Source organism: Lysobacter sp. P5_B9, assembly GCF_054049835.1.
The window spans coordinates 75,312-94,945 of record NZ_JBFULP010000006.1 but is presented as its reverse complement, the minus strand read 5'-3'; the positions used below and the strand labels follow the sequence as shown (position 1 = coordinate 94,945).

Here is a 19,634-nt window from a genome sequence, read left to right as displayed (position 1 = left end):
GGAATTCTCCGGGTAAGCGCGCTAGCGAAGCGTGATAACTGCTCGTTGCCAACCGCCTGCAAGGCACGTGCTCGGAAAGGGTGGCCGCGTTGTTGCCATCACGGCAACGACAACAGGCCTGGTCCAACCTGACCGCACTTCCCGATGGAGCAGGCGATGGCCGAGGTCTGGGACTGCGTGATCGTCGGCGCCGGTCCGGCAGGATTGTCGGCGGCACTGTACATGGCCCGCTACCGGCGCCGCGTGCTGGTGCTGCACGACGGCAAGGCGCGGGCCCTGCGCATTCCGTGTACCCACAACGCGCCAGGCTTTCCCGAGGGCATCGCCGGCGTTGCGCTGATCGAGCGCATGGAGCGCCATGCGCAGCGCTATGGCGCCGTGATCCGCCAGGCCGAAGTAGTTGCGGCGCATCGAAAGGCGAAGGCGTTCGTGCTGGAGGTCGCCGACGGCGATACGGTATCCGGCGACGCCCTCATCCTGGCCACCGGCCTGCACCTCAACCAGCTGCCGCTGCCACCGGAGGCGCACGATCGGGCGGTCCGGGCCAACGTGCTGCGCTATTGCCCGGTGTGCGACGGCTACGAGCACTGCGACCAGCGTGTCGCGGTGGTGGGCTGCGATGTATCGGGGGCGTCGGAAGCGCTGTTCCTGCGCCAGTACACGCGTGACGTGACCCTGATCCCGATGCGGTACTCCGAGCTGACATCGGCGCAGCTCGTGGAACTGGCAGACGCTGGCATCGTGGTCCTGGAAAAGCCGGTGGCGCGCTTCGCACCGGGCGAGGATCGTTTCGAAGTGCACTTGCGAGGCGAAGCCACGCCGCTGGTGTTCGACGTGGTGTATCCCGCGCTCGGTTGCCGCCAGCGCACGGAGCTGGCCGCGATGCTGGAGTTGCCGCTGGGCGAGGACGGGTGCACCGATGTCCGTTCACCGTTCGGTACGGCGGTGCCGGGCCTGTATTGCGCCGGCGATATCGTCGAGGGCCTGGATCAGATCAGCGTGGCCATGGGCCACGGCGCGATCGCCGCCACCCGCGCGCACAACTGGCTGCGTGAGCAGCGGGGGCATGCATTGCGGGATTAATCCGGATGACCGCGTCTTGCAGCGCCAACCCGAGGTATTCCCGCTACTTGATGCCAATCACCATCGAATCCGGGCCGAGCAGGTGCTCCACGCGCGCCTCGCGAAAGCCCGCTTCGCGCATCCAGCCCACGCAGTCCGCGCCGGTGTAATCGAAACCGCCAGGCGTCTCGATCAGCATGTTCAGGCTCATCAGCAAGCCGAACGCGTTCTCGCGGCGGTCATCGTCGATCAGCGCCTCGTAGACGATCAGCGCGCCGCCCGGCGCGAGGGCGTCGTGTGCCTTGGCGAGCAGGCGACGTTTTTCGTCGAGATCCCAGTCGTGCAGGATGTGTCCCATGATGAGCACGTCCGCGCCGGGCAGGGGATCGTTGAAGAAATCGCCCGGATGGAAGCGCACCCGCTCGCTCAGTCCATTCGCCGCGACGTACTGCTCGAATATCGGACGCACCTGCGGCAGATCGAAGCCGCCACCGGAAAGGTGTTTGTGCGCCAATGCAAGCTGCACGGGCACCGCGCCCTGCGCACAACCCACGTCGATGAATGTCCGGTATTCGTGCCACGGGAATTTCTGCGCGATGGCCATCGCCGAGCCCAGGCTGATGCCGCTCATCGCCTTGAGGAAGTCCTCCAGCCGGCCGGGGTCCGCATAGAGCGCGGCGAAGAAGTTCTCTCCCTTCCTGCCTTCGTTCTGTGGCTCGCCGGTCTGCAGCGCCTGCGTCAGCGATCCCCAGAACGGATACAGCCGCTTGTTGCACATCTCGAGTATTCCGCCAACGTAGGAGGGCTTGTTGCGGTCGAGAAAGAGTTCGGCGTTGGCGGTGTTCGAGTAGCGATCGCCGATCCGTTCGAGCATGCGCAACGCCACGAGCGCATCGAAGAAGTCCCGCGCGCTGCGCGGGTGGAGGCCGAGCCGCTGTGCCAACGCCTTGCCATCAAGCGGCGCCTTGGAGAGTTCGGTGAAGACGCCCAGTTCGATTGCGCTCAGAAGGGTCTTGGAGCCCCAGAATCCGAAGCCAAGCTGGAGGATCGAATCGGGGGAGGGCACTTCATTCATGGGCGTGCTCCGATGCGGACTGCAATGGAAGGGGGCCAGGCGGGAGGACGGTATTGACGCATCTTTCGCCGGCCATCTTTGCCCGGCCACCCGAACGGGTGAGGTCGTCATGTCCGTTCTGCCCAACCGGCGGCGTTGGATCAGGCAGGCCCTCCGCGCCCGGGAACCCGCCATGTCCGCCCTTCGCCGCTACTCCGTCCTGCTGCTCGTCTGCGGCTCCGTTCCGGCAGGCGTCTGCGTCGCCCAGGTCCTTGCTTCCACCGCAACCGCCTCCTTCGAGGCGCTCGATACCAACAAGAACGGCCTGGTGGACAAGTCCGAATACCTCAGTTCCGCCTTGTTCGCGAAGCTGGACAGCAACCACAACTACAAGATCACCGCGGACGAACTGGAAGCGGTCCTTGGGCCGCAGCGGGACGGCGCCCCGTCTGCGGACGATCGGATCCGGCAAGTGGATCTCAACGAGAACGGCGAAATCAGCGACGAGGAACTTCGTCGCGCCGCCGAGGCAAGGTTCCAGCAGCTCGATCGCAACACCGACGGCAACCTGGACCTGGCCGAATTGAAGTCGGGCTTCGGGGTCCCCTACGTACGGCCGTAGCGCGGTTGAACAAGGACCGGTCGCCAGGGGCGGAAGCGGCCCAGGCCGGCGTCCGTGTCCGTCGGTCCGCCGTCGGAAATCAGACCGGTTCCGCCAGCTCTCCGAGCATGTATTCCGCCGACGACACCTTGAACTCGCCAGGCGATTCCACGAACAGCTTCTTCACCACAGCGTCTTCGGCGTACAGCGCGAAACGGCGTGAGCGCATGCCCATGCCGTACCCGCTGGCGTCCAGTTCGAGCCCCAACGCGCGGGTGAAGTCGGCGTTGCCATCGGCCAGCATCAACAAGCCTTCGGGCACGTGCTGGCTCTGTCCCCAGGCCTGCATCACGAATGGATCGTTGACGGACATGCACAGCACGTCGATGCCGCGTGCATTGAACTGGTCGAAATGCTGCACGAAGCCGGGAAGGTGCCGCTCCGAGCAGGTCGGCGTGAACGCACCCGGGACGGCGAACAGCACCACTTTCTTGCCGTCAAACAACGTCGGCGTATCGACGACTTCGACGCCGTTGCGGATTCGCTGCAGATTAACTTCGGGGATGCGATCGCCTACCTGGATAGCCATGCGGGGAACTCGAGAGTGGTCATCCTCCAGTCTAGGCCGCGGACAGGAAAAAAGCGTCAATTGCCGCGCCCGGCCTCCGTGCGCGCGAGGCATGACAACGGATTCCGCCGCCATCGGCTAACCTTTTCACTGGAGCCCCACCGCGGGCCAAGTGCCGGATAAGGCTCACATGCAATTCAAGGACTACTACGAAATCCTCGGCGTGGAGCCCGGTGCCGGCGACGCGGAGATCAAGAGCGCCTACCGCCGGCTCGCGCGCAAGTACCATCCCGACGTCAGCAAGGAAGCCGGCGCCGAGGACAAGTTCAAGGGCGTCAACGAGGCATATGAGGCGCTGCGCGATCCGCAGAAGCGCGCGGCCTATGACCAGCTGCGGGCACGCGGCTATCGTCCAGGCGACGACGTGCAACCACCACCGGGCGGTTTTGGCGGGGGCCACGGCGGCGTGGATTTCGATGAGATATTCGCGGGTGGCGGGGCCGGTGGCGGTTTCAGCGACTTCTTCGAGCAGCTGTTCGGCCGCGGGCGCGCGGGGGGATTTGGTGGTGGCCCGGCGCCACAGCCGCGCGGGGACACGCGGGCCAAGCTCGCGGTATCGCTCGAATCGGTCTACGAAGGCAGCAGCGCGCGCATTGGCGTGGGTAACCGCACGCTGGACATCCGCATCCCGAAAGGCATCAAGCCAGGCCAGGTGATCCGCCTTGCCGGGCAAGGCAACCCGGGGCGCGATGGCTCGCGCGGCGACCTGCTGCTGGAAATCGAATACGCGGCGCATCCCCAGTTCGAAGTCGATGGGCGCAACATCATCTACGTACTGCCCGTGGCTCCCTGGGAAGCGGCGCTGGGGGCGACGATCAGCGTGGCCACGCTGGGTGGTCCGGTCGAACTGAAGATTCCGCAGCAGTCCGAAAGCGGCCGCAAGCTGCGGCTGCGCGGCCGCGGTCTGCCAGGCACGCCGCCGGGCGACCAGATCGTGGAGCTGGAAATCCTGGCGCCCAAGGTGCACACACCCGAACAGCGTGCGGCCTACGAGGCGATGCGGGATGCGTTCGCCGACGACTGGCGTCGCGCGTAGGCCTGGTTCCCGGGTATGAGAAAGGCGGGCCTCGGCCCGCCTTTCTCCGCTTACTTGTTCATTACCTGGACGATCATGTCGGCGAGATCGCTCTCGCTGAAAGGCTTGGTGATGTAGGCCTTTGCGCCCTGGCGCATGCCCCAGACGCGGTCGGTGTCCTGGTCTTTCGTGGTTACCAGGATGACCGGTATGTGCTGCGTCGCCGGGTTCTTGCTGATCGAACGCGTGGCCTGGAACCCGTTGAGGTTCGGCATCACCACGTCCATCAGCACCAGGTCGGGCAGTTCGCGCGTGCACACTTCCACGCCCGCCGCGCCGTCCTCGGCCGTGAGCGCTTCGTGGCCGAGTTTCTCCACGATGCGGCGGATGCCCATCAGCTGCGAAGGCGAATCGTCGACGATCAGGATGCGGGCCATCAGGTTTTCCCCATGAACATGAACCGATTGTAGCCCGGCCAGATGACGCCGCAAGCCGTTACAGGGCGACCAGCGTGCGGCCGAACGAGCCGCCTGTGAGCATGGTCGCAAACACTCCGGGCAGTTGCGCCAGCGTGATTTCGCGCGTGCAGATGCGATCCAGGTGACGCGGCTTCCAGTCGGTGGCGAGGTGTTGCCAGACTGCTTCGCGGATATCGCGCGCGGTACCGGCCGAGGCCACGCCGACCAGCGACACGCCACGGATGATGAACGGCATCACCGAGGTCGGCAGCTCGGCACTCGCGGCGAGGCCGGCGCTGGCGACATTGCCATAGGGTGCGGTCTGCGCCAGCAGGCTGGCGAGCATGTTGCCGCCGACGTTGTCCAGGCCGCCGCCGAAGCGCGCCGACTCCATCGGGCGCGTGGTGCCGAGCGCATCCCGGCGCAATACCTCGCTGGCACCGATCTCCTTGAGATAGTCCGCGTGATCGGGTTTGCCGCTCACGGCATGCACTTCAAAGCCGGCGCGACTGAAGATGTCCACCGCCAGCGAGCCCACGCCACCGGTGGCGCCGGTAACGGCCAGAGGGCCCAGTTCCGGCGTCTGCCGGTTGTCCTTCATGCGGTACAACGCCAGCGCGGCGGTGAAGCCGGCGGTGCCCAGGATCATGCTCTCGCGCAGGCTCAATCCATCGGGCAACGGGATGACCCACTTCGACTCGAGGCGAGTGTATTCCGCGTAACCGCCGTCGCGCGTCTCGCTCAGGCCGCAGCCGGTGACCAGCACCGCGTCGCCTTCCTTGAACCCGGGGTCGCTCGATGCGACCACATGTCCTGCAACATCGATGCCACCGACCAGCGGGAACTTGCGCAGGATCTTTCCCTGGCCAGTGCCGGCGAGGGCGTCCTTGAAGTTGACCGAGGAGTAAGCGGTCTTGATGACGACTTCGCCGGGGGCGAGATCGGCGAGCGAGATCGTCTCGATGCCGCTGCGGTAGCCGCTGGCGTCGTTGTGGATGCGGAAGGCGTTGAAAGTGGTGGGTGTGGGCATTTGTTTTTGCTCGTCATCCCGGCGCAAGCCGGGATCCAGTGCCTTTGATTGTGTCGCAACCGGCATCGAGGTCGGTGTGTATCAGCCGAGAATTTCCCGATACAGGTCACGCCATTCTGGATTTGAATTCTCGATCAGTTTCAGCTTCCAGGTACGCTTCCACTCCTTGAGCGCCTTCTCACGTTCGATCGCGGATGTCATCGTTGGATGCTGCTCGTACCAAACCAAAGTATGGACGCCATACTTCCTGGTGAAACCCTCAACGGCGTCGGTCTTGTGTTCGTAAACGCGTTTGACGAGATCCGAAGTCACTCCGATGTACAGAGTTCCATTCCTTTGACTTGCGAGAATGTAGACGCAGGGATCCTTCATTGATTCGTCCTTGAATGACAACGGCAAAAGCACTGGATCCCGGCTTGCGCCGGGATGACGAGCGCAAGAGCCTCAGCGCAGGTCCTTGCGCCGCTTCTCGTCCATCCACTTGTTCGCATCCGCCGGACGGTAGGCGCGCATCCAGCCGAGCATCGTCTCGATGTCGTCGCCATGCCACAGGTCGCGGCGCTGGTCCGCGTGGAGGAAGCGTTCCTCGACCATGCGATCCAGCATCGCGAGCAACGGTGCGTAGAAGCCGTCCACGTCGAGGAAAGCGCAGGGCTTGTCGCCGATGCCCAGCTGGCGCCAGGTCAGCATTTCGAACATTTCGTCCAGCGTGCCGAAACCGCCGGGCAGGGCGACGAAGCCGTCGGAGAGGTCGAACATGCGTGCCTTGCGCTCATGCATGTTGGCGACGACCTCGAGCCGTGTAAGGCCCTTGTGCGCGACCTCCCATTCGACCAGCTGCTCGGGAATCACACCGATCACCTCGCCGCCGGCTTCGAGGACGGCATCGGCGACGATGCCCATCAGGCCGACGTTGCCGCCGCCGTAGACGAGCGCCAGGCCTTCTTTCGCGAGGCGATTGCCGAGGGCGATGGCGCGCTCGGCATAGATGGGTTTGTTGCCGGCATTGGAGCCGCAATAGACGCAGACGGAACGCATGTGTGGCAGCTCAGTTGGCTTCGAGCAGGATGATGCCGGAAAAATGATTCATTGCTTCCCGGCGTTTCTTCGGCTGCAGCCAGCGCAGGATTTTCCACATCCACATGTTGGGCATGGTGCGCTTCAGGCGCAGGGACTCGTCCCAATGGGAGCGATATTCGAGTTCGCGCCAGCCGTAGGGGGCAAAAAATCCCGTGCTTTCGGCAGGGCCGAAGCGGAAGGGGGCATTGCCTTGCTTTAGCAGCGGCTGCCACTGTCGCTCCAGGTACTTCAGCAGCATCGGCGAGGCGAGGTCGGAGAGCCACCACCGGGCCCTGGCGACATCGTGCAGGTCGCGCGCCAGCTCGGCGACGTTTTCCGGTTCGAGGTAAACCAGCAGCCCTTCGGTGATCACCAGGACCGGGCCGTGTTCGGCCGCACGTGCGAACACATCGCGCCGTGCGTCGGCTTCGCGCAGGTCGGCAGCAATGAATTCAAGCTCGCAGCGCGGCGTCTCGCCGGCCATGTGCGAACGGAAGTAGTCGACCATGTCGGGCAGGTCGACGTGCAGCCAGCGCAGGGTCGGTGGAAGGTCCAGGCGATAGGGGCGGGCATCGAGCCCGGCGGCCAGGTTCAGCACCGTCGCCGCACCCTGCCGGACGCAGCGCAGGACGATCTCGTCCATCACCGCGGTGCGCACGACCATCGGCCAGCTCATGACCTTGCCGCGCGGCATGGCATCGACGATCGCCTGGCCGCGCTCTCCGCCAAGGCGGCGCGCATAGGGATCGCGGAAGATCGCATCGGGGCGCTCGCTTTCCATCGCGCGGTAGATCGCTACCCACAGCGCCGTGTCGGAGACGTTGCGGATCGGGTTTTCCGATGTCATGGGCGAACTCCGTGCGTGGAAGCAGGTGGCCGGAAAGCAGAACGGCGCACCGAGGCGCGCCGTTCCAATGTACTGCAACTCGTGCAGAAGGGCTTTTTTGCCCTAGCCCCTAAGTTAGGGGCGGTTCGCGCCGCAGGCGAAAGGGCGGGTGTGGAGTACGACCACGAGACCGAAGTTTGCAACGCAAACTTCCGTCATCCACAAAGCCAACGTTAGTTGGCTTTGTGAATCGACCGCTTGTGTACGGCCATCGCCGCATCGTGCACGGCTTCGGACATGCTCGGGTGCGCGTGGCAGATGCGGGCGAGGTCGTCGGCCGATCCCTTGAACTCCATCGTCAGCACGCCCTCGTGCACGAGCTCGGAGACGTTGGCGCCGACCAGGTGCATGCCGAGCACGGTGTCGGTTTCGGCGTGGGCGAGAACCTTCACGAAGCCCGCCGGTTCGGCCATGGCCACGGCGCGGCCGACGGCGGCGAACGGGAAGCTGCCGGCCTTGTACGGGATGCCTTCTGCCTTGAGCTGTTCCTCGGTCTTGCCGACCCACGCGATTTCCGGCTCGGTGTAGATCACCCACGGGATCGTGTCGAGGTTGACGTGGCCAGGCAGGCCGGCGATCAGTTCCGCCACCGCGATGCCTTCCTCGAAACCCTTGTGCGCCAGCATCGGGCCGCGCACGCAGTCGCCCACGGCCCAGACGCCGTCGACGCCGGTGTGGCAGTGCTCGTCGACTTCGATCATGCCGCGCGCATCGACCTTCACGCCGGTGCCATCGGCCAGCAGGCCCTTGGTCGCGGCACGACGGCCGACGGAAACCAGCAGCTTGTCGACGACGATGGCCTGTTCGCCCTTGTCGTCGGTGTAGGTGACATGGACGCCGTCCTTCTTCACCTCGGCCTTGCTGACCTTGGCGCCGAGGCGGATGTCGAGGTTCTGCTTCTTGAATTCGCGCGCGGACACCTTGGCCACTTCGGCATCGGCGGCGGCGAGGAAGTTCGGCAGCGCTTCGAGGATGGTGACCTGCGAGCCGAGGCGGTTCCACACGCTGCCCAGTTCCAGGCCGATGACGCCGGCGCCGATCACGCCGAGGCGCTTGGGCACGGCTTCGAAATCGAGCGCGCCGATGTTGTCGACGATGTGCTCGCCGAACTTGGCGAACGGCAGTTCGATCGAATCCGAACCGGCGGCGATGATGACGTTGGTGCCCTTGAGGTCGACCTCGGTGCCGTCGTGCTGCTTCACCTTGACGACGTTGCCCGGCTGCAGCTGGCCGAAGCCATAGAACGTGGCGACCTTGTTCGCCTTGAACAGCATCGCGATGCCGCCGGTGAACTGCTTCACGATCTTGTCCTTGCGGCCGATCATCGTGGGGACGTCGATCTTCGCGTCCTTGGTGCTGATGCCGTGCTCGCCGAAGATGTGGCCGAGGTTCCAGAACTGGCGCGAGCTGTCGAGCAGCGCCTTCGACGGAATGCAGCCCACGCGCAGGCAGGTGCCGCCCAGGGCGGGCTTGCCGTCCTTGCCGAGCGCGGCGTCGATGCACGCTGTCTTCAGGCCGAGCTGCGCGGCGCGGATGGCCGCGTGGTAGCCGGCGGGGCCGGCGCCGATGACGACTACGTCGAAATTCTGCTGTTCGCTCATATTCTTCTCGCTGTTGTTCTTGGCTCCTTCCCCCGCGCGGCGGGGGAAGGTTGGGATGGGGGTGTGGGCGCCATGGCGGCCCCCACCCCAGCCCTCCCCCGCGAGCGGGGGAGGGAGCGAATCACATGCCCAGCAGCATGCGGTGCGGGTTCTCGAGCTGGTTCTTGATGTCGACCAGGAAGAGGACCGCGTCCTTGCCGTCGATGATGCGGTGGTCGTAGGACAGCGCGATGTACATCATCGGCGCGATCACGACCTGGGCATTCTCGGCAATCGGGCGTTCCTTGATGGCGTGCATGCCGAGGATCGCCGACTGCGGCGGGTTGACGATCGGGGTCGACATCAGCGAGCCGAAAGTGCCGCCGTTGGTGATGGTGAAGGTGCCACCCTGCAGGTCGTCGAGGCCGAGCTTGCCGTCGCGCGCCTTCTTGGCGTATTCGGCTATCTGCGCTTCGATGTCGGCGAACGACATGCGCTCCACGTTGCGCACGACCGGCGTGACCAGGCCCTTGTCGGTCGACACCGCGATCGAGATGTCGGCGTAGCCGTGGTAGATCACGTCATTGCCATCGACCGAGGCGTTGACTACCGGGTACTTCTGCAGCGCGTTGGCGGCGGCCTTGGCGAAGAAGCTCATGAAGCCCAGCTTGATGCCGTTGGCCTTCTCGAACTGCTCGCCCAGCTCCTTGCGCATGGCCATGACCTTGCCCAGGTTCACTTCGTTGAACGAGGTGAGCATGGCGATCGAGTTCTTCGACTGCATCAGGCGCTCGGCGATGCGGGCGCGCATGCGGGTCATCGGCACGCGCTCTTCCGGACGCGCGCCACCGCCCACGCCGGCGGTCTTGCCCGAGGCGTAGTTGACGATGTCTTCCTTGGTGACCATGCCGCGGCGGCCGGTGCCTGCGACCTGGGCGGCATCGACGCCGGCGGTGGCGGCAGCGAAGCGCGCGCCCGGCGGCAGATCGCCACCGACCGGAGCGGGGCTGGTGCTGGCTGGCGCGGCGGCCTTGGCCGCTGCGGCTGCAGCCTTGGGCTGGACCTCTTCGGCGCCGGCGGCCGGCTGGGCGGCCTTCTCGGCCGGAGCAGGCGCCGCTGCAGCGGCGCCGGCTTCCACGATGCCGATGATCTGCTGGCTGTTGACAGTCGTGCCTTCGGCGAACTTGATTTCCTTGAGCACGCCGTCGACCGGCGAGGGCACTTCCAGCACGACCTTGTCGGTTTCCAGGTCGACCAGGTTCTCGTCGCGCTTGACCGCGTCACCGACCTTCTTGTGCCACGTGGCAATGGTGGCATCGGAGACGGATTCCGGCAGGACCGGGACTTTGATTTCGGTGCTCATGGATGAGTCCTTGATAAGGGAATGCGTTTCGAACGAAGCGGGAATCTGTTGATCGGCAAGGCGGGTTATTCGGGGCCGTTCTCGCCACGCAGCGGATTGACCAGGGCATCCGCGACCAGCGCCGTCTGTTCGATGACGTGGTCGGCGAAATGGCCTGCCGCCGGCGACGGCGAGCGTGCGCGACCTGCGTAATGCAGCGACTGCTTCGCAGTGAGGCTCGCGACAAGGTGGTGGCGGATCTGGTACCACGCGCCCTGGTTCTGCGGCTCTTCCTGGCACCAGACGATATCCGTCGCCGCGCTGAAGCGCTTCAGCTCGGCCACCAGTTCGACGCGCGGGAACGGATACAGCTGTTCGACGCGGACGATGGCGACGTTGTCGAGCTTCTGCTTCTGCGCTTCTTCCAGCAGGTCGTAGTACACCTTGCCGCCACACACGACCACGCGCTTGACCTTCTTGGCATCGGCGGTCTTGTCGGGGATCACGGTCTGGAAGCTGCCCTTCGACAGTTCGTCCATCGTCGACACCGCGAGCTTGTGGCGCAGCAGCGACTTCGGCGTCATCACCACCAGCGGCTTGCGCGTGGTCATGCGCATCTGCCGGCGGATCATGTGGTAGGCCTGCGCCGGGGTGGTCGGCGTGCAGACGATCATGTTCTCCAGCGCGCACAGCTGCAGGAAACGCTCCAGGCGCGCGGAACTGTGCTCCGGTCCCTGGCCTTCGTAACCATGCGGCAGGAACAGGGCCAGGCCGCACAGGCGGCCCCACTTGGCCTCACCCGAGGACAGGAACTGGTCGATCACGACCTGCGCGCCGTTGGCGAAGTCGCCGAACTGCGCTTCCCAGATGTCGAGCGTCATGGGATCGGCGGTGGAGTAGCCGTACTCGAACGCCATCACGGCTTCCTCGCTCAGCAGCGAGTCGATGATGGTGACGTCGGACGGGTTCTTGACCAGGCGACGCAGCGGCAGCACGTATTCATCCGTGGTCTGCTCGTGCAGGATGGCGTGGCGGTGGAAGAACGTGCCGCGACCGCAGTCCTGGCCTACCAGGCGCAGCTTGTAGCCGTCGTCGAGCAGCGTGGCGTAGGCGAGGTTCTCGGCGAAGCCCCAATCGCCCGGCAGTTCGCCGGCCGTCATCTTGCGGCGGTCTTCGTAGATCTTGGCAACGCGCGGATGCAGCTTCACTTCGGCCGGCACGTCGTTGATCGTTTCGGCGAGCTTCTTCAGCTTCTTGCCGTCGAACGTGGTGTCGACCTTGTCGCTGAGCTTGCCCTTCAGGTAGGGCGACCAGTCGATGGTGAATTCGTCCGCCTTGGTCGCGACCAGTTCCGTGGTCACCACGCCGTCGTCGAGCTTCTGGCGCAGCCCGTCGACCAGCGCCTGCGCATCGGCTTCCGCGATGACGCCTTCGCTGACGAGCTTCGCGGCATACAGCTCGCGCGGCGTCTTGTGCTTGCGGATGACCTGGTACATCAGTGGCTGGGTCGCGGCCGGCTCATCGGCTTCGTTGTGGCCGTGGCGGCGGTAGCAAACGAGGTCGATGACCACGTCGCGGCCGAAGCGGCTGCGGTAGTCGAGCGCCAGTTCGGCGCAGAACACGACGGCTTCGGGGTCGTCGCCGTTCACGTGCAGGATCGGCGCGTTGATCATCTTCGCGACGTCCGTGCAGTACAGCGTCGAGCGGGCGTCTTGGCGGTCGCTGGTGGTGAAGCCGACCTGGTTGTTGATGACGAGATGGATCGTGCCGCCGACCTGGAAGCCGCGGGCCTGCGACATCTGGAACAGTTCCATCACCACGCCCTGGCCGGCGAATGCCGCGTCGCCGTGGATCAGGATCGGCACGACCTGCTGGCGGCCCTTGTCGCCGCGACGGGTCTGGCGCGAACGCACGGAACCGGCGACCACCGGGTCGACGATTTCCAGGTGCGAGGGATTGAAGGCCAGCGCCAGGTGCACCGGGCCACCGGGGGTGGCGATGTCGGCGCTGAAGCCCATGTGGTACTTCACGTCGCCCTGGTGGGCGAGGTCGTTGTGGACGTGCTCGAACTTGCCTTCGAATTCGTCGAACAACTGGCGTGGCGGCTTGCCGAGCGTGTTGACCAGCACGTTGAGGCGGCCGCGGTGGGCCATGCCGATGATCACGTCCTTGGCGCCCTGTTCGCCGGCGCGACGGATGGTGGTGTCCATCAGCGGGATCAGGGCGTCGCCACCTTCGAGCGAGAAACGCTTCTGGCCGACGTACTTGGTGCCGAGGTACCGCTCCAGGCCATCGGCGGCGGTGAGGCGCTCGAGGATGCGCTTCTTGTCTTCGGCGGTGCGGCCGAACTTGCCGCCCGCGGTCTCCATGCGCTCCTGCATCCAGCGACGCTGCTCGACGTCGGTGATGTGCATGAACTCGGCGCCGATCGGACCGGTGTAGGTGGCCTTGAGCAGGGCGACGAGGTCGCCGAGCTTCATGCGGTCCTTGCCGCCGACGCCAGCGGTGCTGAACTCGGCCGACAGGTCGCTCTCGGACAGGTGGTGGAAGCCGAGGTTGAGGTCCGGGGCTTCGGTCTTGGCCATCATGCCCAGCGGGTCGAGGTTCGCGGCAAGGTGGCCGCGCGACCGGTAGGCGGTGATCAGCTTGCCGACGCCGCGTTCACGCTCATCGCCACCCCCAGTGGCCACCGCCAGCTTGCCAGCGGCGGCGAGCTTGCCGGCCATGGCGATCTGGTCGATGACGGCCGAGTGGGGCACATCACCGGCTTCGCGGCCCTTGAGGCCATCGAAATAGGTCTTCCATTTGACCCCGACGCTGTCGGGGTCGACCAGGTACTGCTCGTACAGGTCTTCGATATAGGCGGCGTTGGCGCCGAGCTGCGACGACTGGGCAAACTGCTTGAGAAGACTGTCCACGATGATGTCGGGAAGATCCAAGTTGTAGGGCAAGCGGTTGATCCGGCGAGGATTTCAGGGGAACGCCGGTGCGTCGGGCTGCGGGGGACGCGAAAGGGTCAAAATTATAGCCGCAGCCAATGTCGCGCTGCATCAAGCAGTTATGGCATGAGTGCCGCGCGACCCGCGAAGGAGATGGGCGCACATGCCAGCGTTCCAAGGCCGGAAAGCCGCAACGACGCGCCTTTTACACGAAAAATGCCGCGGTAATGGGCGGCTCGGCCCCTTCGTGTTTTCTTCTCGCTGTTGTTCTTGGCTCCTTCCCCCGCGCGGCGGGGGAAGGTTGGGATGGGGTGTGGCCGCAGGTGCAGTCCGGGGTGGTCCGGCGTTTCGGGCACGCGCCCGTCAGATCCCCAGGGTGCGGTACTCGCTGCAAGGTCGGGCCCGCTCCCATACCGGCTCGAACACGTTCTGCAGTTGCTTCGCCCGCGCCGGCTGGTCGATGCGCGTCTCGCCCTCGGGCCGATGGCCCAGCGGACGGAAATACCACCCGCCGCGGTCATTGGCGATGAACGCCGCGGCATAGGCGCGATCCACCGGTTCCTCGATGGCCCGCAACAGGAACGCGCTCGGCAGGCGCTGTGACAGCCCGATCAGGGGCGCATGCGCCGACTGCGGGGCAACTGCGTCCTGGAGCAGGATGTGGGCGACGCCGCGCTGGGTGGCAAAACGGCGCAGCGCCGCGAGCACGTCCGCCTGGTCGAGCAGGCCGGGGTCGAGTTCGCGGCTGTAGATCCACAGTTCGCGGCGCGCGGTGCCGATGATGCCGAGCAGGGCGGCGATCGCGGCGTCATGCGTTTCCACGGCGTTGGTGGCATCGAGCAGGCGCCGCATCGACTGATGGTCGATGCCGGCTTCGACGAAGCGATCACCGTAGGGCAGGAAGCCGTGGCGCGCATAGAAACCGTACGCCGATACCTGCGCATGCAGCGACAAGTCATGCCAGCCCAGCGTGCGTGCGGTATCGATCAACGCCAGCAGCAGGGCGTCGCCGACGCCGCGGCCGCGCCATTCCGGAAGCACTGCCATGCGCCCGATCCTGTGCTCGGGCGTCAGCCGGCCCGTACCGATCGGCTGGCCCTGGGTATCGCGGGCAAGGACGTGATGGCAGAGCGGATCGAGTTCGTCCCACTCCAGCTCCCGTGGCACGCCCTGTTCCTGCACGAAGACGGCGTCGCGCACGGCGCGCAGGTGGGGCAGCGCGGCCTGGTAGTCGACGGCTTCCACGGTGAAAGCCTGTTCTGGCGCGGTCACGACGCTCATTCCTCTTCCTCGCCCTCGATGGTCAGGCTGTAGTGGCCGGCCTGCAGCAATTCGTGGACGCGGTCGCGCCCCGCCTCGGAGAGCGCCGCATACGTCGCGCCATCGATCCCCTTGGCATTGGCAACGGATTTTGCATCGCGCACCGGCAAGTCATGGTCCTGGCCGTTGACATAGAGCTTGGCCCCACGCCCGGCCTTGCGCCATGCCATGCGCGAATAGGGATGCCGCACCAGCGCGGCGCCGTGCTGCAGGTCCCATTCGATCTCGATGCGCGAACGCCCGCTCTCTGGCGCCGCCATCACCTCGCCGGCATTGCGGTACAGGGTGATGAAGCGGCCGAACCAGTCGCCCAAGCGATCGGGGTCGTTCATGCGCAGCATGTTCAGCGCCTCGATCGCGCGGTGCATCGCATCGTCGTCGATCAGGGCCGGATCGCTCGCCGGCGCCAGGTCGGGATCGCGAAAGCGCAGGCCGTCATCGGCGTCGGCTGCCAGGGTGTCGACGAAATCGCCCAGCAGTTCGGCCGCGCTCGGCGCGCGCATCCCCACCGAGAAGGTCAGGCACGCGTCTTCGGCCACGCCGTGGTGCGGCACACCGGRCGGCAGGTACAGCATGTCGCCCGGACGCAGCAGCCATTCGTGCGTGGGATGGAACTCACGCAGCAGTTTGAGTTCGACGTCGTTGCGGAACTCGGTCGAGGGGTTGTCGCCGGCGTCGACCTGCCAGCGCCGATGCCCCAGCGCCTGCAGCAGGAATACGTCGTACTGGTCCACGTGCGCACCGACCGAACCGCCGGGCGCCGCGAACGACACCATGACGTCGTCGATACGCCAGCGCGGCAGGAAGTCGAACGCGTCGAGCAATGCGGCGATGTCGCTGTCCCATTTGTCGACGTCCTGCACCAGCAAGGTCCAGTCGTGGTGCGGCATGTCGGGGAACATGCCTTCGTCGAAGGGGCCGTGGCGCAGCAACCAGGCGTCGCGTGCGCGATCATGGGCAACGATGCGCGACAGCGTGCCTTCCTCGCAGGCCAGGCCGGCGAGGTCCTCGGGCTGGATCGGCGATTCGAAGCCGGGGAAGGCGTTGCGTATCAGCAGCGGCTTCTTCTGCCAGTAGTCGCGCAGGAACTGCGCAGGTGGCATGCCGAGGGGCGGCTGGGCGGAGGCATGGACCTCGATCGGCGGCGCCTTGGCTTGCCTGGCGCTGCTGCGGGTGGAGTGCGTGGATTTCTGTCGTGCCATGGTCTTCGCCGGTGTGGGACGAACTCAGTTCGTCGCGATTTCATCGTAGCCGCGGCCGCGGAACTCGATCAGGCACCAGCCATGGCCATAGGGGTCGCCGATCTGCACGATGCGGCCCCATACGGCGTCGCGCGTGGCGCCTTCCTGCACCGCGCCCGCGGCGATGGCGCGGACGAGCGCGAGGTCCAGGTCGTCGACGACGAAGTCGCAATGCACCGGCGACCAATGCCGCGCGTAGCTGCGTTGCGAATCGCCGGCTCCGACGCTGCCTTCCGGCTTGGCCAGCAGGTACAGCGGTGCTTCCAGGCCCAGCAGTTCGAGGCCGTCGGATCCGAAGCGCCGACCCGCGTGCAGGCCGAAGGCCGCGGTGTAGAAGGCTTCTGCGGTCGCGATCTCAGGGACGTCGATGTTGAGCAGCAACTTCACGGCGGCGACCCTGCGGAGGCGAGGCCGCGGATTCTACTTCGTGGCGGGTTCGGGGCGTGTTGCGGCGGGGTTAGCCGCGTTGCACTCAGACGTCCCTGGCGAGGCGATCGGCCACGCCGATGTAGCTGCCTGGCGTCATGTCCAGCAGGCGCTGCCTGGCATCCGCCGGCAGGTCCAGGGATGCGATGAATTCCCGCATCGAGGCCTCGGTGATGCCCTGTCCACGGGTCAGTGCCTTCAGTTGTTCGTACGGATTGGGCAGGCCATGGCGGCGCATTACCGTCTGCACGGCTTCGGCCAGGACTTCCCAGGCGGCATCGAGGTCGGCGGCAAGGCGCTCGGGATTGATGCTGAGCTTGTTCAGGCCGCGCTGCAGCGACTCGAAGCCGATCAGCATGTGGCCGAAGGCGGTGCCCAGCGCGCGCAGCACGGTCGAATCGGTGAGGTCGCGCTGCCAGCGGCTGATCGGCAGCTTGGCGGCGAAGTGTTCGAACAACGCGCTGGCGATGCCGAAGTTGCCTTCAGCGTTCTCGAAGTCGATCGGGTTGACCTTGTGCGGCATGGTCGAGCTGCCGACTTCGCCGGCCTTGACGGCCTGCTTGAAGTAGCCCTGCGAGATATAGCCCCAGATGTCGCGGCACAGGTCGATGGCGATGGTGTCGATCCGCTTGGACACGTCGCACAGCTCGGCAACGCCGTCGTGCGGCTCGATCTGGGTGGTGTAGGGCTGCCAGGTGAGGTCAAGCGATTCGACGAAGCGACGCGAGAAGGTGGTCCAGTCGAGATCGGGATACGCAGCGACGTGGGCGTTGTAGTTGCCCACCGCACCGTTGATCTTGCCTGGCATCGGCAGGCCGGCCAGCACTTCGCCCTGGCGCTGCAGGCGGGCGACGACGTTGGCCAGCTCCTTGCCAACGGTGGTCGGCGAGGCCGTCTGGCCGTGGGTGCGCGAGAGCATCGGCACCGCCGCGTGTTCGTGCGCCATCGCACGCAGCTTCTCGATCAGCTGGTCGAGTCTGGGCAGCAGCACTTCCTGGCGCGCCTCGTTGAGCATCAGGGCGTAGCTGAGGTTGTTGATGTCCTCGCTTGTGCAGGCGAAGTGGACGAACTCAAGCGCCGGACCGAGCTCGGCATCGCCCTTGAGTTTTTCCTTGATCAGGTACTCGACTGCCTTGACGTCGTGGTTGGTGGTGCGCTCGATTTCCTTCACCCGCGCCGCGTCGGCGACGCTGAGGTTGTCGGCCAACGCACGCAGCCGTGCGGCCGCAGCTTCGGAAAACGGCGTCAGCTCGGTGATGCCCGGCTCGTGGGCCAGCGCGAGCAGCCATTCCACCTCGACCTTCACGCGGGCCTTGATCAGGCCGAATTCGGAAAAGATCGGCCGCAGGGCATCGACCTTGCCGGCATAGCGGCCATCGAGCGGGGAGAGGGCGAGGAGCTGGGTTTCGACGGACATGGCGGCCGGGGCAGCGAAGGCAAACCGCGATTCTACAGGCTTGGTCTACAGGCTTGGCCCCGGTGGCCGGCCCACGGCTCCGGGTGCGGCCGCTCCTTCCCACTGAGCGTAAGCTGGCCATGGCCTCGAACAAGGAGAGCGGGATGGCGAAGAAGACCGCGGCAGGTGTCCGCCTGGAACACGACAGCATGGGTGAACTGCGCGTACCCGCCGACGCGTTGTGGGGTGCGCAGACCCAGCGTGCCGTGCAGAACTTTCCCGTATCAGGCGTCCCGATGCCGCGTGAGTTCATCCGCGCGCTGGGCCTGATCAAGGCGGCCGCAGCCGAGGTCAACGGCGGCTTCGGCTTGCTGGACAAGGGTGCGGCGGCGGCGATCCGGGCCTCGGCGCTGGAGGTGGCGGAGGGCAGGCATGACGCGCAGTTTCCGATCGACGTCTTCCAGACCGGCTCGGGCACGTCGAGCAACATGAATGCCAACGAGGTGATCGCGACGCTCGCTTCGCGCTCGGGCCGCGCCAAGGTCCACCCCAACGACCACGTCAACCTGGCGCAGAGTTCCAACGACGTCATCCCGACCGCGATCCGGGTTTCCGCACAACTGTCGGTGACGGAGCAGTTGCTGCCGGCGCTTGTTCACCTGCGCAAGACCATCGAGCGCCGGGCGAAGTCGCTGGGCAAGGTCACCAAGACCGGCCGCACCCACCTCATGGATGCGATGCCGCTCACCTTCGCGCAGGAGTTCGGGGCCTGGGCGGCGCAGCTCGCCTCCGCGCAGTCCCGTATCGACGACGCGCTCAAGCGGCTGCGAAGGCTGCCGATCGGTGGCACCGCGATCGGCACCGGAATCAACGCCGATCCGCGTTTCGGTCGCGCGATGGCGCGCGCGCTGTCGTCGCTGGCGGGCACGAAGTTCGAATCGGCATCGGACAAGTTCGAGGGCCTGGCCTCCCAGGACGACGCGGTCGAACTCTCGGGGCAGCTGAGCGCGCTGGCGGTGGCATTGATGAAGATCGCCAACGACCTGCGCTGGATGAACTCCGGTCCAATCGCGGGCTTCGGTGAAATCGAACTGCCGGCGCTGCAGCCCGGGAGTTCGATCATGCCGGGCAAGGTCAATCCGGTGATTCCCGAATCGCTGACGATGGTGTGCGCCCAGGTGATGGGGCACCACACCGCCATCACCATTGCGGGGCAGAGCGGCAACTTCCAGCTCAACGTCATGCTGCCGCTGATTGCCTACGACCTGCTGGATTCGATCCGGCTGCTATCCAACTCGATGCGGCTGCTGGCCGATACCGCCATTGCCGGCCTGCGCGTGCGCGCGGACCATGTGCGCGAGGCGTTGGATCGCAATCCCATCCTGGTCACGGCGCTCAATCCGATAATCGGCTACGAGCAGGCCGCGGCGATCGCCAAGCAGGCCTACAAGGAAGGTCGTCCGGTCCTGGAGGTGGCGCTTGAGCGCAGCGGCCTGCCGGAAACGCAGTTGCGGAAGATGCTCGATGCCACGGCGTTGACGAAGGGGGGAATCCAGGGCGGCGGAGCCGGAGGCGGCGGCTAGGCCACCGGAAAAGC

General features: G+C 65.8%; 18 protein-coding genes. 4 read left to right on the top strand and 14 right to left on the bottom strand.

Going from position 1 to position 19,634, the window contains the following annotated elements:
- Positions 1-156 precede the first annotated feature (156 nt).
- A complete protein-coding gene (locus ACXJJ9_RS13095) occupies positions 157-1,083 on the top strand; it encodes an NAD(P)/FAD-dependent oxidoreductase (RefSeq protein WP_457097592.1) in 927 nt (308 codons plus the stop codon).
- Between the two features lie 43 nt (positions 1,084-1,126).
- Here ACXJJ9_RS13095 and ACXJJ9_RS13090 read toward each other — a convergent pair whose 3' ends face one another.
- A complete protein-coding gene (locus tag ACXJJ9_RS13090) occupies positions 1,127-2,137 on the bottom strand; it encodes a methyltransferase (protein ID WP_457097591.1) in 1,011 nt (336 codons plus the stop codon).
- 172 nt (positions 2,138-2,309) lie between these two features.
- On the opposite strand from ACXJJ9_RS13090, the gene ACXJJ9_RS13085 reads away from it, so the two are divergent.
- Entirely contained in the window at positions 2,310-2,738 is a 429-nt protein-coding gene (locus tag ACXJJ9_RS13085; protein ID WP_457097590.1) for an EF-hand domain-containing protein, read from the top strand.
- A gap of 79 nt (positions 2,739-2,817) precedes the next feature.
- Here the strand turns inward: ACXJJ9_RS13085 and ACXJJ9_RS13080 are convergent, their stop codons facing one another.
- Positions 2,818-3,306, bottom strand: coding sequence for a redoxin family protein (locus ACXJJ9_RS13080; protein ID WP_457097589.1), 489 nt, complete (start codon positions 3,304-3,306; stop codon positions 2,818-2,820).
- Between the two features lie 169 nt (positions 3,307-3,475).
- On the opposite strand from ACXJJ9_RS13080, the gene ACXJJ9_RS13075 reads away from it, so the two are divergent.
- On the top strand, positions 3,476-4,381 hold the full coding sequence (locus tag ACXJJ9_RS13075; RefSeq protein WP_457097588.1) for a DnaJ C-terminal domain-containing protein: 906 nt from the start codon (positions 3,476-3,478) through the stop codon (positions 4,379-4,381).
- Positions 4,382-4,431: 50 nt separating this feature from the next.
- Here ACXJJ9_RS13075 and pilH read toward each other — a convergent pair whose 3' ends face one another.
- The 12 genes from pilH to purB form a co-directional block, all read right to left on the bottom strand.
- A complete protein-coding gene (gene pilH / locus ACXJJ9_RS13070; RefSeq protein ID WP_310052862.1) occupies positions 4,432-4,797 on the bottom strand; it encodes a twitching motility response regulator PilH in 366 nt (121 codons plus the stop codon).
- 58 nt (positions 4,798-4,855) lie between these two features.
- The gene (locus ACXJJ9_RS13065; RefSeq protein WP_457097587.1) at positions 4,856-5,848 is read right to left on the bottom strand and encodes a YhdH/YhfP family quinone oxidoreductase; all 993 of its coding nucleotides are present in this window, start codon (positions 5,846-5,848) and stop codon (positions 4,856-4,858) included.
- A gap of 81 nt (positions 5,849-5,929) precedes the next feature.
- On the bottom strand, positions 5,930-6,220 hold the full coding sequence (locus ACXJJ9_RS13060; protein WP_457097586.1) for a GIY-YIG nuclease family protein: 291 nt from the start codon (positions 6,218-6,220) through the stop codon (positions 5,930-5,932).
- A 72-nt stretch (positions 6,221-6,292) separates the two neighbouring features.
- Entirely contained in the window at positions 6,293-6,886 is a 594-nt protein-coding gene (locus ACXJJ9_RS13055; RefSeq protein WP_457097585.1) for an LOG family protein, read from the bottom strand.
- A gap of 10 nt (positions 6,887-6,896) precedes the next feature.
- On the bottom strand, positions 6,897-7,754 hold the full coding sequence (locus tag ACXJJ9_RS13050; protein WP_457097584.1) for a class I SAM-dependent methyltransferase: 858 nt from the start codon (positions 7,752-7,754) through the stop codon (positions 6,897-6,899).
- Between the two features lie 212 nt (positions 7,755-7,966).
- Positions 7,967-9,394 carry a dihydrolipoyl dehydrogenase gene (gene lpdA, locus ACXJJ9_RS13045; RefSeq protein ID WP_457097583.1) on the bottom strand — a complete coding sequence of 476 codons (1,428 nt, stop codon included), beginning with the start codon at positions 9,392-9,394 and terminating at the stop codon, positions 7,967-7,969.
- Positions 9,395-9,515: 121 nt separating this feature from the next.
- Positions 9,516-10,736, bottom strand: a complete 1,221-nt coding sequence (sucB, locus tag ACXJJ9_RS13040) for a dihydrolipoyllysine-residue succinyltransferase (RefSeq protein WP_457097582.1) — start codon at positions 10,734-10,736, stop codon at positions 9,516-9,518.
- 65 nt (positions 10,737-10,801) lie between these two features.
- Positions 10,802-13,633: a 2-oxoglutarate dehydrogenase E1 component gene (locus tag ACXJJ9_RS13035; RefSeq protein ID WP_457097722.1), complete on the bottom strand. Its 2,832-nt coding sequence runs from the start codon at positions 13,631-13,633 to the stop codon at positions 10,802-10,804.
- Positions 13,634-14,017: 384 nt separating this feature from the next.
- Positions 14,018-14,935: a GNAT family N-acetyltransferase gene (locus ACXJJ9_RS13030; RefSeq protein WP_457097581.1), complete on the bottom strand. Its 918-nt coding sequence runs from the start codon at positions 14,933-14,935 to the stop codon at positions 14,018-14,020.
- Complete coding sequence (locus ACXJJ9_RS13025) at positions 14,932-16,176, bottom strand: JmjC domain-containing protein (protein ID WP_457097580.1); 1,245 nt, start codon at positions 16,174-16,176, stop codon at positions 14,932-14,934. The genes ACXJJ9_RS13030 and ACXJJ9_RS13025 overlap by 4 nt, the downstream gene beginning before the upstream one ends.
- Before the next feature lie 24 nt (positions 16,177-16,200).
- Complete coding sequence (locus tag ACXJJ9_RS13020; RefSeq protein ID WP_457097579.1) at positions 16,201-16,602, bottom strand: VOC family protein; 402 nt, start codon at positions 16,600-16,602, stop codon at positions 16,201-16,203.
- Positions 16,603-16,687: 85 nt separating this feature from the next.
- Complete coding sequence (gene purB, locus ACXJJ9_RS13015; RefSeq protein WP_457097578.1) at positions 16,688-18,058, bottom strand: adenylosuccinate lyase; 1,371 nt, start codon at positions 18,056-18,058, stop codon at positions 16,688-16,690.
- 143 nt (positions 18,059-18,201) lie between these two features.
- On the opposite strand from purB, the gene ACXJJ9_RS13010 reads away from it, so the two are divergent.
- The gene (locus ACXJJ9_RS13010; protein WP_457097577.1) at positions 18,202-19,620 is read left to right on the top strand and encodes a class II fumarate hydratase; all 1,419 of its coding nucleotides are present in this window, start codon (positions 18,202-18,204) and stop codon (positions 19,618-19,620) included.
- The last annotated feature ends 14 nt before the right edge of the window (positions 19,621-19,634 follow it).

Coding starts and splice junctions, on each gene's coding strand:
- ACXJJ9_RS13090 (WP_457097591.1), bottom strand. CDS start 2,137: ATGAATGAAGTGCCCTCCCCCGATTCGATCCTCCAGCTTGGCTTCGGA.
- pilH (WP_310052862.1), bottom strand. CDS start 4,797: ATGGCCCGCATCCTGATCGTCGACGATTCGCCTTCGCAGCTGATGGGC.
- ACXJJ9_RS13010 (WP_457097577.1), top strand. CDS start 18,202: ATGGCGAAGAAGACCGCGGCAGGTGTCCGCCTGGAACACGACAGCATG.
- ACXJJ9_RS13095 (WP_457097592.1), top strand. CDS start 157: ATGGCCGAGGTCTGGGACTGCGTGATCGTCGGCGCCGGTCCGGCAGGA.
- lpdA (WP_457097583.1), bottom strand. CDS start 9,394: ATGAGCGAACAGCAGAATTTCGACGTAGTCGTCATCGGCGCCGGCCCC.
- ACXJJ9_RS13030 (WP_457097581.1), bottom strand. CDS start 14,935: ATGAGCGTCGTGACCGCGCCAGAACAGGCTTTCACCGTGGAAGCCGTC.
- purB (WP_457097578.1), bottom strand. CDS start 18,058: ATGTCCGTCGAAACCCAGCTCCTCGCCCTCTCCCCGCTCGATGGCCGC.
- ACXJJ9_RS13080 (WP_457097589.1), bottom strand. CDS start 3,306: ATGGCTATCCAGGTAGGCGATCGCATCCCCGAAGTTAATCTGCAGCGA.
- ACXJJ9_RS13085 (WP_457097590.1), top strand. CDS start 2,310: ATGTCCGCCCTTCGCCGCTACTCCGTCCTGCTGCTCGTCTGCGGCTCC.
- ACXJJ9_RS13060 (WP_457097586.1), bottom strand. CDS start 6,220: ATGAAGGATCCCTGCGTCTACATTCTCGCAAGTCAAAGGAATGGAACT.
- ACXJJ9_RS13055 (WP_457097585.1), bottom strand. CDS start 6,886: ATGCGTTCCGTCTGCGTCTATTGCGGCTCCAATGCCGGCAACAAACCC.
- ACXJJ9_RS13065 (WP_457097587.1), bottom strand. CDS start 5,848: ATGCCCACACCCACCACTTTCAACGCCTTCCGCATCCACAACGACGCC.
- sucB (WP_457097582.1), bottom strand. CDS start 10,736: ATGAGCACCGAAATCAAAGTCCCGGTCCTGCCGGAATCCGTCTCCGAT.
- ACXJJ9_RS13050 (WP_457097584.1), bottom strand. CDS start 7,754: ATGACATCGGAAAACCCGATCCGCAACGTCTCCGACACGGCGCTGTGG.
- ACXJJ9_RS13075 (WP_457097588.1), top strand. CDS start 3,476: ATGCAATTCAAGGACTACTACGAAATCCTCGGCGTGGAGCCCGGTGCC.